The organism is Affinundibacterium seohonense (assembly GCF_014284305.1).
In the GTDB taxonomy this organism is placed as follows: Bacteria; Pseudomonadota; Gammaproteobacteria; order Burkholderiales; family Burkholderiaceae_D; genus Undibacterium; species Undibacterium seohonense.
In genome coordinates, this window is sequence record NZ_JACOFW010000004.1 from 252,743 (window position 1) to 272,647 (window position 19,905).

A 19,905-nucleotide genomic window follows, 5' to 3' on the forward strand; every position below is an offset into this window, starting at 1 on the left:
ACTACGCCCATGTTAACTCCCGCGCAAATCAATCAATTTCAGCAGCAAGGTTTTTTGGTGTTGTCTGCTTTTAGTACGCCAGAATATTGCCAGCAAGTGCTGGCGTTTGCTCAGCAACAGCTCGATAGTGTGGTGCTACCGATCGAGTACGAAGCCGATACCCGTTATCCCGGCGCACCAATTTCACGAGATGCTGAAGGAGGGCAAACAGCACGACGTTTATTGCAAGCCTATGCACGGTCAAGTTTGTTGGCGGATTGGGCGACGCAGCCAAAACTGACTGGCGTATTGACGCAATTGCTGGGGACTGGCGTATGCATGTCGCAAGTCCATCATAATTGCATCATGACCAAACAAGCGAGGTTTTCTAGTCTAACGGGATGGCATCGAGATAGCCGTTATTGGCATTTTCAAAAGCCAGAATTAATCAGTGTATGGCTGGCACTTCGGGATGAAAAAGTTGAAAACGGTTGTCTGTTAGTCCTACCGCAATCACATCAATGGCAGATCGAACCAGAACAACTCGACAGCGCTCAATTCTTGCGTGCCGACGTCGCTGCGAATCAAAGTCTCCTTGCCGAAGCTTGTGCAGTGCCACTAAAGCAGGGCGACGTTTTGCTATTTTCCAGCAATCTGTTTCATGCAGCCGGTTGCAATCAAACCACCCAAACTAAATTTTCCATGGTGTACACCTATCGTGCCGCAGACAATCCGCCTTTGCCAGAAACTCGTTCGGCTAGCTTGCCTGAAATCCTTTTAGTCACCGAGGAACAGGCTGACTAGGGCTTGGGTATTGATCGAGGTTTGTTCAGTAATATCGACGGCAGCCAAAGCGATGCAACGATAGGAATCGAGAGTCCCATCTCGACCACGTTGGAACGTGTGTGAGCGAGGTCAAACTTGGCTTGGCAGCAAAGTGAACTTTCTCAAATTTGTCAGCGACTTTCACCTGAAAGTGCCGTCTATCCTAATAAGCGAGTCTTGAGGGACAGGCACAAAATCAGCTTGTCTTCTTATTCGGAATTTGGGAGCAGTAATTAGGCATTGACACAGGTCTATCTTCATTTGGTGTGTTGTTTTTGGTTGCTTTGCATTTTGTCCCCACCGTCTTGCGCCTGTGTAAGCATGATCCTAGCCTGACCGAATTTCACTTAGTCGCTAGTTGGGGTAATTCGCTCTTGCATCGAGCCGCTATTACAGCTGTTCTCCAAATCCCCACAACGTGAGAGAATGTGTTTTTACTAATCTCAGGAGAAGCGTTGTGCATCTCGTTCTCATCCTCGTTGTGATCGCCGTTTTGGTGCTCGTCATCAAACAAATGAACAAACAAGCGGCGGCCAATTCCTCTGTGCTTTCCCCTAGCAATCCTCAGAGCCCGTGGGGCAGTGATACGTCGATTTCCATTGCCTATCTCGCCAATGGTAAGCTCTTTTACAAAGACGCCCATGCGGTTATCGAACAGGTGCAAAGTCCCTATGTGCAAGAGATGATGGACAAAATGGAGCGCCAAAAAGAACGGCACGCTTGGAAAGAAAACACTAGCTTTAGTGTCTCTGCGAATGGTGGTATGCGACAGTTTGATAAAGACTTCGCGCAAATCATGGCGACTTCCATGCAATTGATCGAAGCGAAGCAAATGCTCTATTTTCTCAAAGACGACTTGATGGGCGGCTTATTTTCGATGGACCTGCAAACAGGCGAAGAAAAGCGCATTCTGCATAAGCAAAACTTGGCTCTCAGCGATCTGAATTTAGATGCGGCGAGCGACAACATTCTGTGTACCTCGACCAGTAAAGATGGCTCGACCAATATCGCCATGATCCATCGCGACGGCGGCCAATTTCAATTATTAACTGGCGGTGATACGTTCGATAGCGCGCCTGCGTGGATACCAGGTTCGCCAACCCAAATCTTATATCAATCAGCTGGCATAGCACGAGCACCAAGCGGTTATATCGCTGCAGTCGGCAATGCATGCATACAAATGTTGGACATGAAATCGAGTAAGGTCACGCCGGTATTGGACGATCCACAATTCGACTTTTTGCACCCACGCGTTTGCCCAAGAGGAAATTTGCATTTTATTCGCCGACCCTACGAAGGACAAAAGAGTGACATGGGTGGTGTGTTGTTAGACACCTTGTTATTCCCTTTTCGCTTATTGCGAGCGGTATTTCATTACCTGAATTTTTTCTCATTGATGTACAGCCGCAAACCATTGACCAGCGCCTCTGGTCCCGCAGTTAAGGCAGACCTCAAAGAGATCATGCTCAAAGGCAAACGTATCGATGCAGAAAAAGCCCTGCGCAACGCAGGCACGGTGCAAGGCGTCCCTTCACTCGTCCCCAGCGCATGGCAATTAATCTCGCGTGATCGCCAAGGCCAAGAGCAAGTGCTTGCCACCAACGTCGTTGACTACGATATTCGCGCAGATGGCAGCATCGTGTACTCCAATGGTCGCGGCGCTTTTTTGCTGGAACCAGGAAAGCCAGCAAGTTTGATTATGCGTACCGATTTGATTGAGGAATTGGTGGTTGCTGCGGTTTGAGGTGAGTGGTGTTGGTTGTTGAATGGGTGATGCTGGTGAAGATTTTTCATCTGCATTTAGACGCACAGTCAAGCTGAGCTATGAATCAGGACTTATGAATATGGGTATTTGAGTATAGGGCTAACATTAGGAGAGAAAGTCTCTGATTTTGTTTGTGGATCTATCAAACGAGGACTCAGATTGCCTCACTCATAACAACATGGTTAACTGCTCTTGAAACGACAACAAAGAAGTTCGTTTAAACAAAATATGTCCAACTTTGGGACGCACAAGGCATTGCCTTTTCAGCTGTAATATTGAGAATAGCGTTGTCCCCCACCTACTAAGTCAGTGGGAGTCCATTAGCGTCCAACCCATCGAGGCGTGAATGGAGAGTTCTGATTTTTTTGTAGCTATGAATAAGCGGGCAAACCGGGACTAGCGATCGTATCCTCTATCGATTAATGTTGTGTATGTCATCAAGACGAAGCGGTGACTTACTAAATCATGCTTTCCTCACGCATTGATTTTGAGCACCTGCTAAGCACAAATCTGCTAGGTAAAATCGAATTCGTGTACACTCAGTCAGCGAGGCTGTGATATACACCGACTTGCCAACTTCGACCAACGCCTAACCAAGAAAGTATTCCATGCGCACATCAACTTCGTTCTATCGTTCACTATTTGTGGCTCTACTTAGCTGGGGGCTGCTCGCTGGTTGCGCGACAACGCAAGGCAATACACCAACCGAAAAACGTCAAGCAGTGCAAACTATGCGCGACAATGCATTGACGACTTTATATAAGACACGTGCTGACGCCAAAGCCAAAATTGCTGCCTCGTATGGTACAGCTGTTTTTAGTACCGCCAATGTCAATTTGCTCATCGCTAGCTTTAGTGGTGGATATGGGGTTGCCAAAGATCGCAACGGCAGTCAAATTTATATGCGTATGGCGGAAGCTGGTGTTGGCTTAGGCGCTGGCGTTAAAGATGTTCGTACCATCTTTGTTTTCCATACCAAAGAAGCGTTTGAACAATTTGTGAATTCGGGCTGGGAGTTTGGCGCCCATGCGGATGCAGCAGCGAAAGCTGGAGATAAAGGCGGCGCAGTAGGTGGTGAAGTCGCGATCGGTGGCATGACAATTTATCAGATCACGGAAGCTGGTCTAGCACTGCAAGCGACCGTGAAAGGGACTAAGTTTTACAAAGACGCTGAGCTAAACTAGACCTAAGACGATATCTCAGCTAAGACGCCGCAAGGTAGTAGAGCACACGCATTGTCAATCGTCCAGACCAGAAAATAGATCTGGTCTGGGCATAGCTATATCAACTAAATTTTTCATGGTGTGCTCCTATCGTGCCGCTGACGATTCGCCTTTGCCAGAAATGCGTTCGATCAGCTCGCCTTGATTTGCACTAAGCCTGAGCTAAGTCTGCATTCATGCAGACTTAGGGATATGAAGAAAATAAGTGGTCAAAAATGATAGCTTAAGGCTAGCACGCCAGAGTTACTACGGATCGTTTTGCTTATTGGACTCAGTTTCGCATCACCCGTCAAACGATCACTAGAGACCAGTAAAGTCAGTGCTGAACGCGGGTTAACCATATACGATATAAATGCCGTGATATGGGTATCGCGCAAACCTGCTTTGGGTTTGAATTCTGCATGTTGACTTCGCTGTGCCTGCAATTTTGTCACGCCAAAAAATGACTGCATGTAATTCTGATTTGCTAGACTTACACCCGCACCTGCACCCACCCGCAATTTGGCGTTTGGCATTTCCACTAAGCTGATGCCAAGATCCACGACGAAGCCTTTACTATCGCCACCAGATCCATAGCGGGCTGAGCTCGTCAGACTGATATTGTGATTCGGATTCACGTTAAAGAACGCACCGAGTTCAGCTTTCTCCTTGATCTCGCCCATACCGCGTAGCGCTGTTGAACGACTTTCTTTACGACCAATATCAGCAGTCAGTCGTGCACCAAAATCTAGCGACGCATTTTTGGAAAAATTGTAGCCTATTCCATTCGAAGCGCCAGCGAACCAGCCATTTGCCCACTGATAATCAAGGACAGGCACAATCAATTTTCTGGTTTCTTTAGCGCCTTGATATTGCGGCATCGTCAGTGCCGCGATACCTGCTAGGCCACCATCTCTACCGGGTGGTGCTGCATGCAGTTGAACTGCGTTGAACATTTGCGCATACGTATGAGAATGTAGACCGTACAGCATGATGCCAGCCATGATGGAGACAAATTTAAGAGTGTGATTTCGCATGTATTTTCCTAATGATAGAAAGTGAATTGAGATTCTGGTTGCACAAGCAGAGCGTGAAGTTTGTCAAGGTATGACCACACGATCTGATTGGCAGCCCGAAGTGTAAAAAACGCTTATATAAACCACATTGGAAATGAGACGAAAGGATTTGGTGGTGCCGTCAATACACCTAAAAATGGCGTGAATTGTTAGGCTTTATGGTGCGACTTGGAGGTCAGTGTGAGCGCTACTCAGAGATGTTTTCAGTGCAGCCGTATGGCGATATTGAAGTAGATAGTGCTAAAACTTGTTTGTATCATCGCCCGCACGCTGTTATGTGAGCAGCGTGCATGGAACGGTTCATAACTCATGCGTGAAAAACTAAGGCAGTTCAATCCAGTTCGAATAGGTATCTTTGATCTCGACTTCTGCTTTTTGAAATGGGATCGATACAGAAACCTTCGTGATGGCATTCTTAGGTAAATTGCGCGAACCTGCACCAGTGCTGTAGCTCGTAGTAATGACGCCTGACATGACAAACGGCATTGCCCCTTGAAACACGCGCTGATGGCGTTCTCCTGTGTCGGGATCGATCCATAGTTTGACGTTTAGGCCCTTATTGGAGAATTCAAAAACTGCTAAAGTTTTGCCGTTTAATACTTGCGAACCTATGCGTTTTATTGCCGCGTTATCCCCGAACATTGTCGATTCCAAAGGCAAAAACATAGCGCCGAAATCGACATTTTGGTCGGCGTCTTTAGGATCGCTCAGTGGCGGAGTGACATCTAATACCGTGTAGACAGGTTTGGCTTTTTCCATGCGGGCGAATTGTTTGTGCACGATGATTTTTTTGGTCGGCTCGCCTTTCGGTGTTTCAAGTACCACCTGCTCAATATTTTTAGCCACCCATTTATTGTTTTGCTTGAATTGTGCGACGGCTTTCTCCCACACGGGATCGACCACATCATTCGCGCCAAGTGCATTGTTGCAAAAGGTGGTGGTGATAAAAAACAGAAGGCTGTATAGATATTTTTGCATAAATAATTGTCCATGGATTCATATGGCAGTGAATGTAGATTATTCGCTTGTGGAATGCAAGGAAAAAAATTTAGTGCAGGTTTTTGCTTGCATGTTCTGAGGTGGGATCACTCACATCATCTGAGCTCTATTGGACGAGAAGATCCGCGTCGACAGTTTCGGTGGGTGAGGGCATGGCCTCGATTCTGGGTTTGCCACTCACCACTGGTCATGACAAGACGACGGTTTAACTACATGTTTAACCTCGGTCTTCTTGTGCCGCCAAGCCTTTCTCTTTGGCCGCTTGAATAATTGATTTTACTTGCTTCTCAGCTTGTTTAGCTAAGGCATTCATTTGCTCACCCAGCCGATTCATTTGCTTGCCAAGCTCATTCATCGGTTCTCCGGCTGCGTTCATTTTTTTGCCTAGATCCTCGAGTGGTTTTAACGATTCCGCGTGCTTCACATGTTCGGCGCTGTATGCGGCAGTTTCTTTAGAAATAGCTGCCGTGACTTCTTGCAGCATCGCTTGAGTTTCCGCTATCGATTTGTGAGCATCGGCACGTTCTGTGCTGCTATTGGCCCTCTCTAATTTAGCTGCTGCTTTCTCCATCTTCCTTTCGAATTCTGCCATCTTCTTTTCGTGTTGACGCATCTTCTCGGCAAACTTTTTTTCGACTACGGTATCGGTCTTGTAGGCGACCTTTTGCACCTCCTCCATTTGTTTGCCTATTTCTTCCATGATCTTGCCTTGGCTTTCCATCTTCTTACCGTGTGCTTCCATTTGTTGACCAAGCTCTTCCATAGGTTTGTAGGCTTCCTTAACTTGGGCGATCGTAGTTTTATCGCGAATCGCATACGACTTACCATTTTCTCGGAACCACAAGGTGTCTTCTTTACTGCGCATTCCTAGTAGCTTGATTTCTTTGTCGTTGTAACCGGAGTTGGTTGTGACATCGATGTCTTCCCTTGTATTCGCTTTGATCAAGACATAAGAATTGGAGCGTGAAGTATTTTTACGTTCAGATTGACTAGTCTTGTCGACTTTTTCTGCGTGGGTGCTGTTGCCCATGGCAAGTAAAGTAGGCGCCGAGGCCGACATATTTTCTAGCGTTGGAACAGGTGTAGGTTGTGCATTGACTACACCAACCTGCGCAAATAAAACTGCACAGGCTGTGCTGAGCCCTGCTAAAGGAACCAGCATTTTCCAGCTAAGTGGTTTGGTTGAAGATTCAGGGTGAATTAAACGTTTGATGCGTGACATAAGATTTCCTCCATGCGCCGCTTGGGCAATGTGGGGGTTAATGAACTGGAACTGCTCCAGCTCGGATAATGCAAGCGCCAGGCGCCGCGGTTCGCCTAACAATCCTGCGGCTAAATCGTCGGCAATTTGCTCGCGTTCGATACGAATCTGCTTGGACAACCACCACACAACAGGGTGATAGAACAAGACGATTTCAATCGCGCTTTGCAACAAATTGACCAAGTAATCCATACGCTTTACGTGCGCCAATTCATGCGCCAATAAAGCTTCTAATAAATTGGGTGCCATACCAGTGATCAGCGCCGCTGGTACGATTACCATAGGCTGCCACCAACCTGCTGTGACGGGTGATTCAATTTCATTCGATACCCCTACGCGAATCTGGCGAGTAATTCCTAAGCGCAGCGCCATATTGCAGATCTTCTCTTGCCAATGGGGATTGCTATGCTGCGCGCCGTGATTCACGCGTGCTCGCACCCATAGCAAGCCTAAGCCCATGCGCAAGGCCATCAAGGCCACGCCAACTGCCCAGACCGACACAATCAGAGACACGTGACTTCTTGCGTTGCTATCCAATTGTGAGAGAAATTGTGAGGAAAACGAGGTGGGGTCAACGCTGTTTTGAACGAGTAAACTTGGAGCATCATCGTTTTCCACAGTCGCACTACCCGCATTCACAAGAGTTGGCGTTGAGCTAGGGCCTGAGGCCTGAAATACATACGATATCGGCATCGCGACACACAATATCAGAGCGAAACAACCGAGCAAATAGCGAGACTGCGCCTTGGCATTACGCAAGATAAAGAAACCTATGGCAGCGAGAGCGCCAATTAATAATCCTTCCCATAAGAAATGCAGCAGGGCCATACCAAAGAGCGGGATCCAATTGGAGATCGATTGCATCAAATGAGAAATCATTTTTTATCTCCATGTAAAAATTCTTGGATTTCGGCACGGTCTTTGTCCGACACATGTTCCTTCAAGGCCGCCATGATCAGCTCTTTGCCGGAACCGGAAAAAGCGCGTTGAATAAAGTCTTTGAGCAGGTTGGTTTGCAATTTCTCCTGTGCCTGCGCCGCCGCATAGACATGCGAACGGGCACTCTCATCGCGTGTCAGCAAACCATCGCTATGCATGATTTGCAATTGGCGCAATACCGTCGCTTGATTCACTTCAGGACGCTGTTTCTGTGCATGCTCAAACACCTGCTTGGCGGTAGCAGGACCGTGTTGCCACAAGACACCCAGTAGCATTAATTCTGCTTTGGTCGGCTTACGAGTTTGCGTGGATATGGGGATGTTTTTTGATGATGACATGCAGGACTCCTATTCGATGGAGTGAAGCATATACCATCTAGAATAAAATTTCTAGAACTTTTTTTCTATATGTGCTTTTGGCCATTTTTCCGTATTTCGAGGACGACCGAAAGAGCAGGGAATAAAGGAATGGTGCTGTTCTACGACAAGTTTCATCGAGTTTGAAACCCAAGATTAAAGCGGCATAAACGAGTCTAATCGGTGCATTAAATAACTATTTAGTAAAGTAAATTTAAGTAGTTAACAATTTACGTTTATTGGGGCTTAATGTGCGTATAGATTCCCATCGTTGCGTGGAGGAGTCGTCTCCCTGGATACTAAATGTCCCTATTGATAGGCTGACGAGATCGGTTCAAGCAAGTAACAATAGATTCTCAACCAGCATCCTTGAGAGCATCAGGCATTTCACCAAAAAAGACGTTAATTCTTTAGATGTGTATTTGAACGCGCCTGCTTACACCAAGCAAATTCAGACGCTGGATTTAGGTAATTTCACGCATATCGACCTTGCATACATTGATATGGTCAGAGACCAATATTTGCGTGACGTTCCTGAAAAATATTGGAATTTTGTAGCAGAGATCTACGCTAAGCGATTGTCGCTTTCTCCTGACGAGATAAGCGGTTTCATACGTTCAAGTAGAGAACTCACTTCTCGCACAAAACTTATTGTGAACACGACAAATGGAATTCGATCCAAGTCGGAATTTAACGGGGGCATTAGCGTGGTATTTTCGAGGCATGAAAATGAGCCGCTACCTTTTGAAAAGTCACTAAATGGGCAGCTGTCGCGTCCATCAAGTGAAGCTTCCGCAGAAATTGTCAGGCTCACAGTGGTCAAAGAAACTGACGTTAAAAATTTATGTCGGGAGTTGATTCATCAAGCCGCAGAACTCATACTCCACGACATACAAATTCAAACCACCTACATCTACACTTCCAAATTACACTACCGACTATATCGTCAATTTGGCGTCGAACCAGCCAGCATTAAGTCTTTAGGTGCACGAGATGTTTTGATCACTCTGAAACGAAGCGATATGGATCATCTATATGAGCTGACGTATGCCTAGTAAGTTGAACGAGGGGCGACATAATTATTGTAAATTTGTTCTTGAGTGTTTAGATTCGTTTAGATTCTTTCGGTGTCGGTCAATAAAATGAATAAATTCCTATTTTTAGTATTGTTTTGCTTTTTGCCAGTGTCGGCATGTTTTGGCTGTGATAAGGGAAAAGTCATTGTCGAAATATTGAAAAATGAGGAGGCGATTATTCAAAAAACTGAATATCAAGACCAGTTTTTCTTCCCAATTCTCGACGCAGCTGTCGAAAATAAAACACTGCTAGTGCGCACCTATGGTGGTGACTCCTTTCCGGTAGAAATTAAGTTCGATGGCGGAGAAGTAGAATTACTCAATGTTACCTATCTGTTGTATGTGAAAGGGATGAGTACCTCGGGTGCCGCCTTTAAAGTCAAAAATTATCAAGGAAGTCGCACTTTTATTCAGCCACATTTTGACAAAGCATGTAATTTTGGCGGTCGAGTCGATATGGTCGTGAAGAAGCGAGATAGCTCTATCGAAAGAGGTGAATTTAATGTTTACAAGCTCTTGAGAGCAAGAGCGAATACAGCTAAAGCGTAGGAAAAAATTTTAGCGGCTGTTTTTGTCAGTAAAGGAGTGTTTGGTATGCGTTTTTTTCGTCAAATTTTTGCGTCAATTGTCATTTCTTTTTTTGTGTTTGGTGCTGCAAATTCTAAATCCATCAATGGCGGCGAAAACGATGCATCATTAGAAAAATTAGTTGCATCGATCTACAAAGAATATGCTTGGACAGTTTTATTTGGAGTTGAGACTAGATTAGATTCAGCGATTCCCTTAAGCCAAGAGCCTCAAGCGAAACTTAAGAAAATTTTTACGGATGACCTAGCAATTGCCATCTCCACGGATGAGCGCTGTGCTAAGAAAACAAGGGGCGTCTGTCTTCTTGATTTTGATATTCTGTTTGCATCCCAAGATCCTTCTGCTCGGGATCTTTCAATAAAATTCATCAAAGAACACGCCGTCGAAGCATGCTTTATTGACCAAAGCGACTCGCGGCGATGTGTAGAGTTTGTTGGCGTTAAAGAGGCGAAAGGTGTACGGATTCGTGACATTAAATACAAAAACATTGGTGGCTCGCTTCGTGCAATATTGAAGCTTGAATGATGACTGTAAGTAGGGAGTTAAAAAGAGCTTGTGTTGCATTTACACTAAAAGTCAAACTTAAGGCATCAGATTTCGCTTTTTACTGGCCTTTAGATTTACGATAAGGTTTTAGATTGCTCATTGGATGGCGTTAACTCGCTTCATTTGACTATAAATTTTGGAGTTCTGCATGGCATTTCAAGCAAATCAGCATGGCCAATTCGCATTGCAATGGAAAGGCGACATCTTGATTGCTGTCTACGAAGGTATGTGGAACGAAGTTGCCGCATCAAATCTGCATGCACAAGCGCAAATTCTTTGGAGTGTGCGTCAAGGCAAAAAGTGGGGTTTTATTAGTGATGCGCGAAATTGGGAAGGAGCAACTGCTGAGACACTTGAATTATGGTGGAAATTTTTTGAAGATGCTGTTGCAAATGGTTTAGTCGCCGTTACAGATATTCTCCCAACTCAGTTTCATGAATCGATGGTCAGCCCTTTGGCCGAAAGAGCGTCGAAAATCGCCCACTATCAACGCTCAAAGGATGTAGATGCGGCAATCAGCTGGTTAAGGTCAAAAGAATTGCGTGATCACTAGTCCCAATGAACTTTGGATGCACGCATTTTTTCTCGACTTAGTTACCACCAACTAGCTATTTACTGATCGATCATCTCCAACCCCATCAACTCCTGAATCGTCTGCCGACGACGAATCAAACGCAGCTCTTCACCATCCACCAACACCTCAGGAATCAAAGGGCGCGAATTGTAGTTCGACGACATGCTGGCGCCGTAGGCACCTGCATCATGGAACACAATTAAATCGCCAACTTCGCACGCTGGTAAATCTTGATGTGTGACCACGCCACCTTCTTCTTGGGTAAAAACATCACCGGATTCGCACAATGGACCGGCAACAACGCTCGGACGTAATGTGCCAGTACGTAAATTTCCGTCAGGAGTGTGAGCGCTAATGCGGTGGTAGCTGCCGTACATCGACGGACGTACGAGGTCATTAAAACCAGCATCGACGAATACGAAATAATTACTGCCGGCTTGTTTTTGTGCGCGTAGTTCGGAAATCAGGATGCCTGATTGTGCGACCAAGAAGCTACCTAGTTCGATTGATTTGTGTGCTTTATTTGACTCTAGTTTTCAGATGACATGTCAAAGAAATTTATTTCAAGCCTGCAATTACTCCGGTCAAGCTGTCGGCATATTGTTCAGAATGTGATTTTATGAACGGCATAGCTCTTCTCGCACCTTGCAACATGATTGGTTTTCCCGAATCAGGGAACGCGATCAAGGCGTCTTCAATATCCCCCGGATATTTATCCTCCATAGCGCATATCACGGTGGCTGCTTGCAGGATGTCTTTATCACTTTTTGCCGATTGATTGATACGCGAAAGCGCTGAGAATAATTTGTGAATAGCAAATCGTGCAGGATGGGGCGTATAGACGGGAACCGCGTAGGTTTTGCTTAAGATGACGGATTCCATTTTTTCGTCTACCAAATAGTCCAGGTGAGGTACCGACTGGGCATAGGCATTCAATTCTGGGATCAAAATGGGTGTTCCTGCGTCCGATCCGTTGACTAGCAGATCTACCAAGAGTTTTTCTTTTCCTGGTAGCTTATAGGTTTCTGATTTGCCGCCAGGCTTTAAGCTTGTTTTGGCCTTGATGAATGGCAGTCCTGAAGTTTGCAGGATTTCAAGCAGATTCATTTGCGGTGTCGTCGCGAGATTCAATGGATTTGAACTTACTGCGTCAATGTCTTCTGTCAAATAACTCGGCGCCTTTACCCCGAGCCTATTAAGAATTGCTCCGTAGGCATGACTTCCAATTAAGGTGAGTCCCGCTGCAAAAAGTTTGTGGTTATGTAGTGCAGCTAATGTGGCACCAGCCTTGTCTTCAATCACGGCAAAACCAAGCTTCCGAAGCTCTCTTATGCTTCGCACGACCATCTCTGCGCTTTGGATATTGTCTCGGGCAATTCTAAGGAGACTTTCCGTTTCAGGATTTCCAGACGGACCACCTATATATTTCTCTGAAGGTTTGCCATTTGCATCGTAAAAACGACGATAAAGAAAAGTATCAGATCCTCGCAATCGGTCTTCAATCCGCCCTGGCGTACCAATATGAATGATCTCCTGCGTTTGCGCCCACTGCGAAAGATTGTCGAATTCAGTGTGATAGGTCGCTTGAAAGGGCGAATAGAGTTGCTTCACTTTGTAAACCCCTTTCTTGCCACATAAAATTTATAAATATGTGGCAATGGTAGTTTGTGTCGTTAATCTTTGCCACATATTTCTTAATATTGTGTAGCAAGAAATTTGACTAGTTTGCATTTTAAAGTGGGTGTCTCGCGCCTTCGCAATATTCGATTCCATCAATATTGTCACATCAATTTTATTCAATGGGTGTTTATCTAGTGGTATAGGTGTGTAAATTACTTGAGTAGTAAAACTTAAACTAGTAATAACGAATTCTATGTGGAATACTTCGCATTGGGGGCGTTGAAATGTTTGCACAAGTCATTTTTGTTTGCTAAATTCGCGCGCGCCAAGGTACCACGCAATGTCAAGCATTGATGTTAACTTCGTATCTTTGATGACTTTGATCTGAATAGCTTTAAGGGAGTAGGGTTAAATTGAAAACAATTTATATTTCGGTGGTTTTGCTGTTCCTCAGTGCGTGCGCGACCGTCAAAAACGACGATGACGAGTTCGCGTTTCTCAATCGCGCGCACAAGTTGGTATTTAGCGAGAAAGTCGATGATAAGACCATATTTGAATCGAATCTGCGCGTGACTTATGAACAACTAGATAAAAAGATCGCGTTAAATCAATTTGCAGATGAACCAATACGTATTTGGTCGCACTTTCTTCGGGCATCCTTGGGTGAGCGTTTATTGGGATTTGACTATGAAAATGCTCGGCCAATAGATTCAAGGTTGGCGATTCAGACCGTTAAAGACTTTGACGTGACAGCATCGGCGGATGAACAAATAAAAAAAAGGATAGGTACATCAGTCAGGGATCTTATGTATTTATCAGCGCGTATTAGCAGTAACTTTTTGAAGGATGATATACAAGCCAATAAAAATTTCGAATTGTGCGCAGACCTCGGACATGCAGGTTGCGCCAATGTCGTCGCGTCGGGCGCGCGATACGGCAAGTATGGCCAGAAGATCGATATCGAAAAATCAGTTCGTTATCACAAAAAAGTCGCGGCGACCGGTGTGGATTTTCGATGTGCGGGATCATTTTCGTCTGCTTCGATTGCGCAGTTGGTCTATTTCGAAGGGGTGAACACCCCAGAAGGTGATGAGTTGTTCTGGATTCAACAGAGTATCCGGCTCGCCAATAAGGTTCGTACGACTATAAACGCTGGGACGTCGTGCTATATAAACGCGCTTGAGAACGAGCAGTATCTCTTTCAACTCGCGCGCGGCGTGCCTGCAAATCAGCCATCGGATACGCACCAGCGCCCGGAAAAGCAAACCGAGCTGGCTGACTCATGGGCGTTTGGAAAATTGATTATCGGTGCTATGAATCAAAGTGAGTTCGATATGATCGTGGAAGAAGAAGTGAAGGCTATTAGGCGTTGTAGTAATTGGTTTAATGCGACGTGGCTTTACTCATTACGTGGCGACGAGGTGTCCAGAAACAAATACCGTTCGCGCTTACTCCTTGAGGACGAAAAAGAGTGTGTAACGTATCGGCGATATTTGAAGAAGATCGAATCTCAACCAACAAAGTCAACGTGAAAATGGAATAGGCTTTAATTTGCTGGAGCTGCCACGTCATCGAAGATATTGAGTGGCAGCAAGGTTGGGCTGGTAAGCCCAACTTACGTATAAAAATAGGCACTAGTCTATTTTTATTCTTTCACACCACTTGAAACTAATTGCCAATCATCTCCAACCCCATCAACTCCTGTATCGTCTGCCGACGACGAATCAAACGCAACTCCTCACCGTCGACCAATACCTCAGGAATCAAAGGTCGTGAATTGTAATTCGACGACATGCTAGCGCCATAAGCACCAGCGTCGTGGAACACGACTAAGTCGCCGACTTCACACGCCGGTAAATCTTGATGCGTGACCACGCCACCTTCTTCTTGGGTGAACACATCACCAGACTCGCACAATGGCCCGGCGACCACGCTAGGTCGTAATGTGCCAGTGCGTAAATTGCCATCGGCAGTGTGAGCGCTAATGTGGTGGTAGCTGCCGTACATCGACGGACGTACGAGATCATTAAAGCCGGCATCGACGAAGACGAAATAATTACTGCCGACTTGTTTTTGTGCGCGTAGTTCGGAAATCAGGATGCCTGATTGTGCGACCAAGAAGCGGCCTGGTTCGATTTCCATACTGATTCTGTGACCGAGATGCGTCTCGATTTGCTTGCGTGCTTTGTCCCAGATCTCGAAATAATGGGCGGTATCAACTTCAGGTTCGCCCGCTTGGTAAGGAATGGATAAGCCACCACCAATGGAAATGGCTTGCAGATCGAGCGGGCAAGCTTTAACTTGAGCTATCATCGCATCGCACACACTTTGCAAATGATCGTAATCGACACCAGAACCGATGTGCATGTGCAAGCCGACCAGTTGTAAACCGTATTGTTGAATCAACGCGTAGGCTTGCGGTAACTCTTCGTGCCAGATCCCGTGTTTGCTTTGTTCGCCGCCGGTATTTGTTTTACGGCTATGACCATGACCGAAACCTGGGTTGATGCGCAGCCAGACTGGATGACCTGGATTGGCTTGTCCTAATTGCTCTAGCATTTGTGGTGAACCGCAGTTGACGGGAATTTTCAATTCCACCACACGTTGCAGAGCATGACGGTCAAGTAGGTCGGCGGTGAAGACGATAGGCGCATGTTCACTATTGGCAGCTGGATCGAAACCCGCAACCAGCGCGCGTTCGACTTCGCCTAGCGATACGGAGTCGACCAAAACACCTTGTTCGCGCATCAAACGCAAGATGTGAATATTGCTACAGGATTTCTGGGCAAAACGGATCACGTCAAACTGGCGCAATTGCGCAATTTGGCTACGAATCAATGCCGCATCGTAGGCCCAACAAGGTGTTTGGTAGGTCTGGGCGATGGTTTGAATTTGTTGGGCGGTGATGGCGTTAGTCATGGAGATGGAATCCGGAGAAAAAGTCAATTTGAGATGCATCACTGTAGCGCGTACAATGCCAAAACAAAATGGGCATCCAAAGGTGAAAAGGGGTTTTGACCTTGGAAGTCCATGAAATCACGAGGTTTTGCTTATGAATCAAAAAATCGATCAATTCGATAAGAAAATCCTGCAATTATTGCAAGAAGATGCGCGGATGTCGCATGCGGAAATCGGCCGACAAATCCATCTGAGTCAGCCTGCCGTATCCGAGCGTATCAAGCGCTTGGAAAGCAGCAACATCATTCGCGGCTATCGTGCTGATATTAATCCCAAAGCTTTGGGGTACGACATCACCGCGATGATACGAGTGTCGACGCAGCAAGGTCGCCCATACGCGCAGTACGTTGCCGATTGTCCTGAAATCATTGATTGCTACACCGTCACGGGAGAAGACGGTGCGGTCATGAAGGTGCTGGCAACGGATGTTGAACATTTACAGCAGATCATTAATGCGCTCAATGCCTTCGGTTCGACCTCGACAGCAATTGTATTGACGACCCATGTGGCAGGCAAAGTGATCGCCGTGCCTGGGCTGGACGATAAATAAGTACATGAGCAAGCAAAGCAGGCGATAACGATGAATACAAGTTTGGACAAACTTCCGCAACCGACACATGGACTAGCATGGCTGACGCGTGATGCGAGCGCTCGGCAGAGCTTATTGGCGGCGCTTCTGGTCGGCGTGTTGATGTTGGGGTTTTTATTTCCGCTAAGTTTTTGGCAAGGGCAGGGCGGATTTTTTGAAAAAATCGATGCCTCGCAGCATATCGCTGGCTGGCAGTATTATGCCCAAGACAGCTGGCGTTTTCCTTTATTGCACACGACTCGCATCAATAGTCCTGAAGGCGTGAACATCGCTTTCATGGACAGCATTCCTTTGGCGGCATTATTGTTTAAGCCTTTTGTCGCTTGGTTGCCAGCGGATTTCCATTACATCGCGCTGTGGCATATTTTGGCTTTTATTGGACAAGCGATAGCCGCGGGCGTGTTGATGCGTAGTCTTGGAGCTCGCTCGATTTTTGCTACTGTGGTTGCTGGCGTGTTTGCCTGCTTGTGGCCTGCTTTGATGTGGCGCTTTGGGCATACTGCTTTGATGACGCAGTGTTTATTACTGTTTGGATTGGCGGTGTATTTTCAAAAACGGCGTGAGACGATGGAGGTGAATCGGGCGCAGACGTATTTGCTGACTTTGAGTTTATTGGGCTTGTTGATCCATCCTTATTTCTTTGCAATGTTGTACTCGCTGTTTTTATTTAGCCTAATCGAAGAAGGTTTGCTGCATCGTCGTTGGGCTTCTGGCTCGAAATTGTTGATGATATCGGTGGCGTTGATTGCCTTCATTTTTTTCGTCATGGGATACGGCGGGCAAAATACAACGAGCTTTGGTTTTGGCGAATATTCGATGAACTTGAGTTCACCATTTTGTGGCAGTCATTTTTATTCTTGCGCTGCTAGTGAGAGTGCGCATCAATTCGCCGCTTATCATTTTGCCGATCCGACTACCGGGCAATACGAAGGATTGAATTATCTGGGTTTTGGCGTCTTTTTGCTACTGCCGATCAGTGTGTTTTTGGCGCGTGGACAAGTGCTGGCCTTATGTCGTCAATATCAATGGTTTATCTTATTCCTGTTGGCCTTAACGTTCTATGCGATTGCCAATCGTGTGTATTGGAATGATCATTTGTTGTTTGAATATACGGTGCCGCAGAGTTTACGAAAAATCACTGACAGTTTTCGAAGTAGTGGTCGCTTTTTTTGGTTAGTGGCGTACACACTGTTATTTATTAGTCTGGCTGGTGTCATGCAGACGATGAGTAAAGCTAAGTTAGCTTTGGTCTTGTTCGCCTTGGGTTTGCAATTTGTCGATACGCGTGACTTTAGCAAACGCTTGACGCGAATCGCTGGTGAACCGAGTAAAGGTGATTTAGTCGCATGGCAGCCGGTGATGCAGCAAGTGGAGGATTTGCATGTGTATCCGGCTTTTTCCTGTGATCCGACCAATGAACAGATGGTGTGGTTCTTCCAACGACTTGCAGCGCAATATCAGAAACGCATAGACACAGGTTACATCGCCCGCGATAAAGTTGATTGTCAAAAGAACCGAGCCTACTTTGATCAAAACTTTGTTCCTAGTGCTTTGTATGTGATGCCAACAAAGAGTCTGATGAATGCGCCTAAGGGTTTCGTGGAAGCAGTAGCGCAGCAGGCTTGTGTGAAGTGGCAGAGTTATTTGGTGTGTGGATCTGCGAAAACGCGCGCAAGCTTGATCGCACAAAATTTGGGTCTCGCGTTCCAAGACCAATTACATGAGCTACATTGGAGCGGCAAGGAATTGCCAACGCAGGTTGGTCAGCTTAGTGAAGTCTTGAGCTCGACTGGCAAAGCTGGGGTACTCAATTACGGCCCCTATGTTCGTTTGGAGCAAGGTTCTTACGAATTTGAGTTTGCGTATCAGGCTGATTTGGCTGCCACTTCGGAACAAGCGAATTGGGATGTGTGGGTAACTTTGCCAGCAACAAAAGATGGCGGATTGCGTTTGGCGCAAGGGAAATTATTCGGCACTGACAATGTGAAGCAATCTTTGCGCGTACCTGTAGTGATATCTGCCGATACCGCGAATCAGTTGATCGAATTTCGTAGTTTTTTCAACGGGCAAGGCAAGATCATTATCCACGCTTTGCATTTAAGAAAATTGGATAAGTGAAAATTTCACGATGAACACGACTAAAAAAACTATTAGCATTGTGATCCCAGTCTACAACGAAGCCCAGTTGATACAGACCAGTATTCCCTCGATCATACATGCAGTGGAACAAGGTTTAGGAACGCAACGTGCAGATCTCTATCACTTGGAGATTGTCGCGGTCAACGATGGTTCTTCCGATCAGACCGCGCAAGTGCTGGCGCACATGCAGCAGCAAGAACCACGGATACGTGCCATTAGTTTTACGCGTAATTTCGGCAAGGAGGCCGCGATTTTGGCTGGCCTGCAACATGCGCAAGGCGATGCCGTTGTGGTCATCGATGCCGATCTGCAGCACCCGCCAGCATTGATTGCGCCGATGATTAAATTATGGGAAAACGGTTTGTTGGTAGTACACGCTGTCAAGGCACAACGTGCACGTGAAAGCTGGTTGCAAAGGCATCTTGCTAAAGCCTTTTATGCCGTGTTTCAAAGTATGTCTGGTTTAGATTTGCGCGGACACTCTGATTTCAAATTGCTCGATAAACAGGTCGTGCAAATGCTCCTGGCTTTGCCTGAGCGTCAGCGATTTTTCCGTGGATTGATTTCCTGGGCGAATTTCCCAAGCGGACAATTGCCATTCGAGGTGGCAGATCGTCCCGACGGTACAGAGAGCAAATGGAATCGCCTTAAATTATTACGCTATGCGGTCAATAACATCACCAGTTTTTCCAGCTTGCCTTTAAAGCTCGTGACCTATTTAGGTGTGGCGACCTTGCTGTTCGGTCTAATTATAGGTGGGAATAGTTTGCTGCAAAAAATTGAAGGCAAGGCAATCGATGGGTTTACCACCGTCAATCTCTTGATCATTATTATTGGCGGGGCGATCCTACTGAGTTTAGGGGTGATCGGACATTATCTGGCGCGCTTATACGATGAGATGAAAGGTCGCCCAGCTTACCTAGTACGGACCGACGCCATCGATTCCAAAGATAAGGAAGCATCATGAAACAACTGAGCATCGCTTTGATCGCAGTTTTGTGTAACGTGTCGGCGCAAGTGCTGATGAAATTGGCTAGCCAGAGCGGCTTTCAAATGCGGGATCTCAGCACTTACTTTTCGTGGCAATTAGTGACGAGTGTGATTTTGTACGGACTCAGTTTTCTTTTGACCCTGCAAGTCTTGTCGCAGGCGGCACTGAGCATCGCCTCACCATTGATGGCGGGTTTGACCTTTGTTGGCATCGCCCTAGCTAGTTATCTCGTTTTGCATGAAGCGATGAATCTGCAAAAAGTGCTGGGTATGCTGGTGATTTTTGTCGGCATTTTCATTTTAACCAAAGCGTCGATGTAGGCGTTGCTGTAGTCCAGATCTGTCCATGCGTGTCCGTAGCCCTTGTGCGGACACCTGATGATTGCCCTGATCATTTTTCTATTCTCAATTAAATCAGTGACT

General features: G+C 46.2%; 18 protein-coding genes and 1 pseudogene. 12 read left to right on the forward strand and 7 right to left on the reverse strand.

The genetic code is table 11. From position 1 onward, the window contains the following. Positions 1–9 precede the first annotated feature (9 nt). The 3 genes from H8K52_RS05935 (at position 10) to H8K52_RS05945 (ending at position 3,753) form a co-directional block, all read left to right on the forward strand. Positions 10–783, forward strand: a complete 774-nt coding sequence (locus tag H8K52_RS05935) for a phytanoyl-CoA dioxygenase family protein (protein ID WP_186921966.1) — start codon at positions 10–12, stop codon at positions 781–783. 478 nt (positions 784–1,261) lie between these two features. Continuing rightward, complete coding sequence (locus H8K52_RS05940) at positions 1,262–2,548, forward strand: TolB family protein (RefSeq protein ID WP_186921967.1); 1,287 nt, start codon at positions 1,262–1,264, stop codon at positions 2,546–2,548. Between the two features lie 629 nt (positions 2,549–3,177). Beyond that, positions 3,178–3,753, forward strand: coding sequence for a lipid-binding SYLF domain-containing protein (locus H8K52_RS05945; protein ID WP_186921968.1), 576 nt, complete (start codon positions 3,178–3,180; stop codon positions 3,751–3,753). A gap of 248 nt (positions 3,754–4,001) precedes the next feature. On the opposite strand, the gene H8K52_RS05950 is transcribed toward H8K52_RS05945, so the two are convergent. From H8K52_RS05950 to H8K52_RS05965, 4 genes are all read right to left on the reverse strand, one after another. Continuing rightward, positions 4,002–4,808 (reverse strand): MipA/OmpV family protein, encoded by an 807-nt coding sequence (locus tag H8K52_RS05950; protein WP_186921969.1) that lies wholly within the window; start codon positions 4,806–4,808, stop codon positions 4,002–4,004. Positions 4,809–5,168: 360 nt separating this feature from the next. Beyond that, complete coding sequence (locus tag H8K52_RS05955; RefSeq protein ID WP_186921970.1) at positions 5,169–5,825, reverse strand: hypothetical protein; 657 nt, start codon at positions 5,823–5,825, stop codon at positions 5,169–5,171. Between the two features lie 238 nt (positions 5,826–6,063). Next, positions 6,064–7,986: a M56 family metallopeptidase gene (locus tag H8K52_RS05960; RefSeq protein WP_186921971.1), complete on the reverse strand. Its 1,923-nt coding sequence runs from the start codon at positions 7,984–7,986 to the stop codon at positions 6,064–6,066. Beyond that, positions 7,983–8,384 (reverse strand): BlaI/MecI/CopY family transcriptional regulator, encoded by a 402-nt coding sequence (locus H8K52_RS05965; RefSeq protein ID WP_186921972.1) that lies wholly within the window; start codon positions 8,382–8,384, stop codon positions 7,983–7,985. Before H8K52_RS05965 ends, H8K52_RS05960 begins: the two co-directional genes overlap by 4 nt. A gap of 440 nt (positions 8,385–8,824) precedes the next feature. Between H8K52_RS05965 and H8K52_RS05970 the strand changes: the two genes are divergently transcribed. The 4 genes from H8K52_RS05970 to H8K52_RS05985 all read left to right on the forward strand — a co-directional run bounded on the left by H8K52_RS05970 (position 8,825) and on the right by H8K52_RS05985 (position 11,165). Beyond that, positions 8,825–9,457, forward strand: coding sequence for a hypothetical protein (locus H8K52_RS05970; protein ID WP_186921973.1), 633 nt, complete (start codon positions 8,825–8,827; stop codon positions 9,455–9,457). An 87-nt stretch (positions 9,458–9,544) separates the two neighbouring features. Further along, entirely contained in the window at positions 9,545–10,027 is a 483-nt protein-coding gene (locus tag H8K52_RS05975) for a hypothetical protein (protein ID WP_186921974.1), read from the forward strand. A gap of 45 nt (positions 10,028–10,072) precedes the next feature. After that, on the forward strand, positions 10,073–10,591 hold the full coding sequence (locus tag H8K52_RS05980) for a hypothetical protein (RefSeq protein WP_186921975.1): 519 nt from the start codon (positions 10,073–10,075) through the stop codon (positions 10,589–10,591). 169 nt (positions 10,592–10,760) lie between these two features. Further along, complete coding sequence (locus H8K52_RS05985; RefSeq protein ID WP_186921976.1) at positions 10,761–11,165, forward strand: hypothetical protein; 405 nt, start codon at positions 10,761–10,763, stop codon at positions 11,163–11,165. Between the two features lie 59 nt (positions 11,166–11,224). On the opposite strand, the pseudogene H8K52_RS05990 reads toward H8K52_RS05985, so the two are convergent. Beyond that, positions 11,225–11,692: pseudogene (locus H8K52_RS05990) on the reverse strand (diaminopimelate decarboxylase family protein); the annotation flags it as partial. A 52-nt stretch (positions 11,693–11,744) separates the two neighbouring features. After that, entirely contained in the window at positions 11,745–12,797 is a 1,053-nt protein-coding gene (locus H8K52_RS05995; RefSeq protein WP_186921977.1) for a GSU2403 family nucleotidyltransferase fold protein, read from the reverse strand. Positions 12,798–13,219: 422 nt separating this feature from the next. Between H8K52_RS05995 and H8K52_RS06000 the strand changes: the two genes are divergently transcribed. Further along, a complete protein-coding gene (locus H8K52_RS06000; RefSeq protein ID WP_186921978.1) occupies positions 13,220–14,338 on the forward strand; it encodes a hypothetical protein in 1,119 nt (372 codons plus the stop codon). A gap of 136 nt (positions 14,339–14,474) precedes the next feature. On the opposite strand, the gene lysA is transcribed toward H8K52_RS06000, so the two are convergent. Next, positions 14,475–15,725, reverse strand: a complete 1,251-nt coding sequence (gene lysA / locus H8K52_RS06005) for a diaminopimelate decarboxylase (protein ID WP_222613697.1) — start codon at positions 15,723–15,725, stop codon at positions 14,475–14,477. A gap of 133 nt (positions 15,726–15,858) precedes the next feature. Here lysA and H8K52_RS06010 point away from each other — a divergent pair, with 133 nt between their 5' ends. The 4 genes from H8K52_RS06010 to H8K52_RS06025 are packed head-to-tail and all read left to right on the forward strand — an operon-like array spanning position 15,859 to position 19,803. Beyond that, entirely contained in the window at positions 15,859–16,314 is a 456-nt protein-coding gene (locus H8K52_RS06010) for an Lrp/AsnC family transcriptional regulator (RefSeq protein ID WP_186921980.1), read from the forward strand. A 30-nt stretch (positions 16,315–16,344) separates the two neighbouring features. Next, complete coding sequence (locus H8K52_RS06015; protein WP_186921981.1) at positions 16,345–18,471, forward strand: DUF6311 domain-containing protein; 2,127 nt, start codon at positions 16,345–16,347, stop codon at positions 18,469–18,471. Between the two features lie 10 nt (positions 18,472–18,481). After that, entirely contained in the window at positions 18,482–19,459 is a 978-nt protein-coding gene (locus H8K52_RS06020; RefSeq protein ID WP_186921982.1) for a glycosyltransferase family 2 protein, read from the forward strand. Continuing rightward, complete coding sequence (locus H8K52_RS06025; protein WP_186921983.1) at positions 19,456–19,803, forward strand: DMT family transporter; 348 nt, start codon at positions 19,456–19,458, stop codon at positions 19,801–19,803. Before H8K52_RS06020 ends, H8K52_RS06025 begins: the two co-directional genes overlap by 4 nt. The last annotated feature ends 102 nt before the right edge of the window (positions 19,804–19,905 follow it).

Bases quoted from the DNA above. Each gene is read 5' to 3' on its own strand.
- H8K52_RS05960 (WP_186921971.1), bottom strand. From the start codon at position 7,986: ATGATTTCTCATTTGATGCAATCGATCTCCAATTGGATCCCGCTCTTT.
- H8K52_RS05935 (WP_186921966.1), top strand. From the start codon at position 10: ATGTTAACTCCCGCGCAAATCAATCAATTTCAGCAGCAAGGTTTTTTG.
- H8K52_RS05965 (WP_186921972.1), bottom strand. From the start codon at position 8,384: ATGTCATCATCAAAAAACATCCCCATATCCACGCAAACTCGTAAGCCG.
- H8K52_RS05975 (WP_186921974.1), top strand. From the start codon at position 9,545: ATGAATAAATTCCTATTTTTAGTATTGTTTTGCTTTTTGCCAGTGTCG.
- H8K52_RS06010 (WP_186921980.1), top strand. From the start codon at position 15,859: ATGAATCAAAAAATCGATCAATTCGATAAGAAAATCCTGCAATTATTG.
- H8K52_RS06015 (WP_186921981.1), top strand. From the start codon at position 16,345: ATGAATACAAGTTTGGACAAACTTCCGCAACCGACACATGGACTAGCA.
- H8K52_RS06025 (WP_186921983.1), top strand. From the start codon at position 19,456: ATGAAACAACTGAGCATCGCTTTGATCGCAGTTTTGTGTAACGTGTCG.
- H8K52_RS06020 (WP_186921982.1), top strand. From the start codon at position 18,482: ATGAACACGACTAAAAAAACTATTAGCATTGTGATCCCAGTCTACAAC.
- H8K52_RS05945 (WP_186921968.1), top strand. From the start codon at position 3,178: ATGCGCACATCAACTTCGTTCTATCGTTCACTATTTGTGGCTCTACTT.
- H8K52_RS05955 (WP_186921970.1), bottom strand. From the start codon at position 5,825: ATGCAAAAATATCTATACAGCCTTCTGTTTTTTATCACCACCACCTTT.
- H8K52_RS05980 (WP_186921975.1), top strand. From the start codon at position 10,073: ATGCGTTTTTTTCGTCAAATTTTTGCGTCAATTGTCATTTCTTTTTTT.
- lysA (WP_222613697.1), bottom strand. From the start codon at position 15,725: ATGACTAACGCCATCACCGCCCAACAAATTCAAACCATCGCCCAGACC.
- H8K52_RS05950 (WP_186921969.1), bottom strand. From the start codon at position 4,808: ATGCGAAATCACACTCTTAAATTTGTCTCCATCATGGCTGGCATCATG.
- H8K52_RS05985 (WP_186921976.1), top strand. From the start codon at position 10,761: ATGGCATTTCAAGCAAATCAGCATGGCCAATTCGCATTGCAATGGAAA.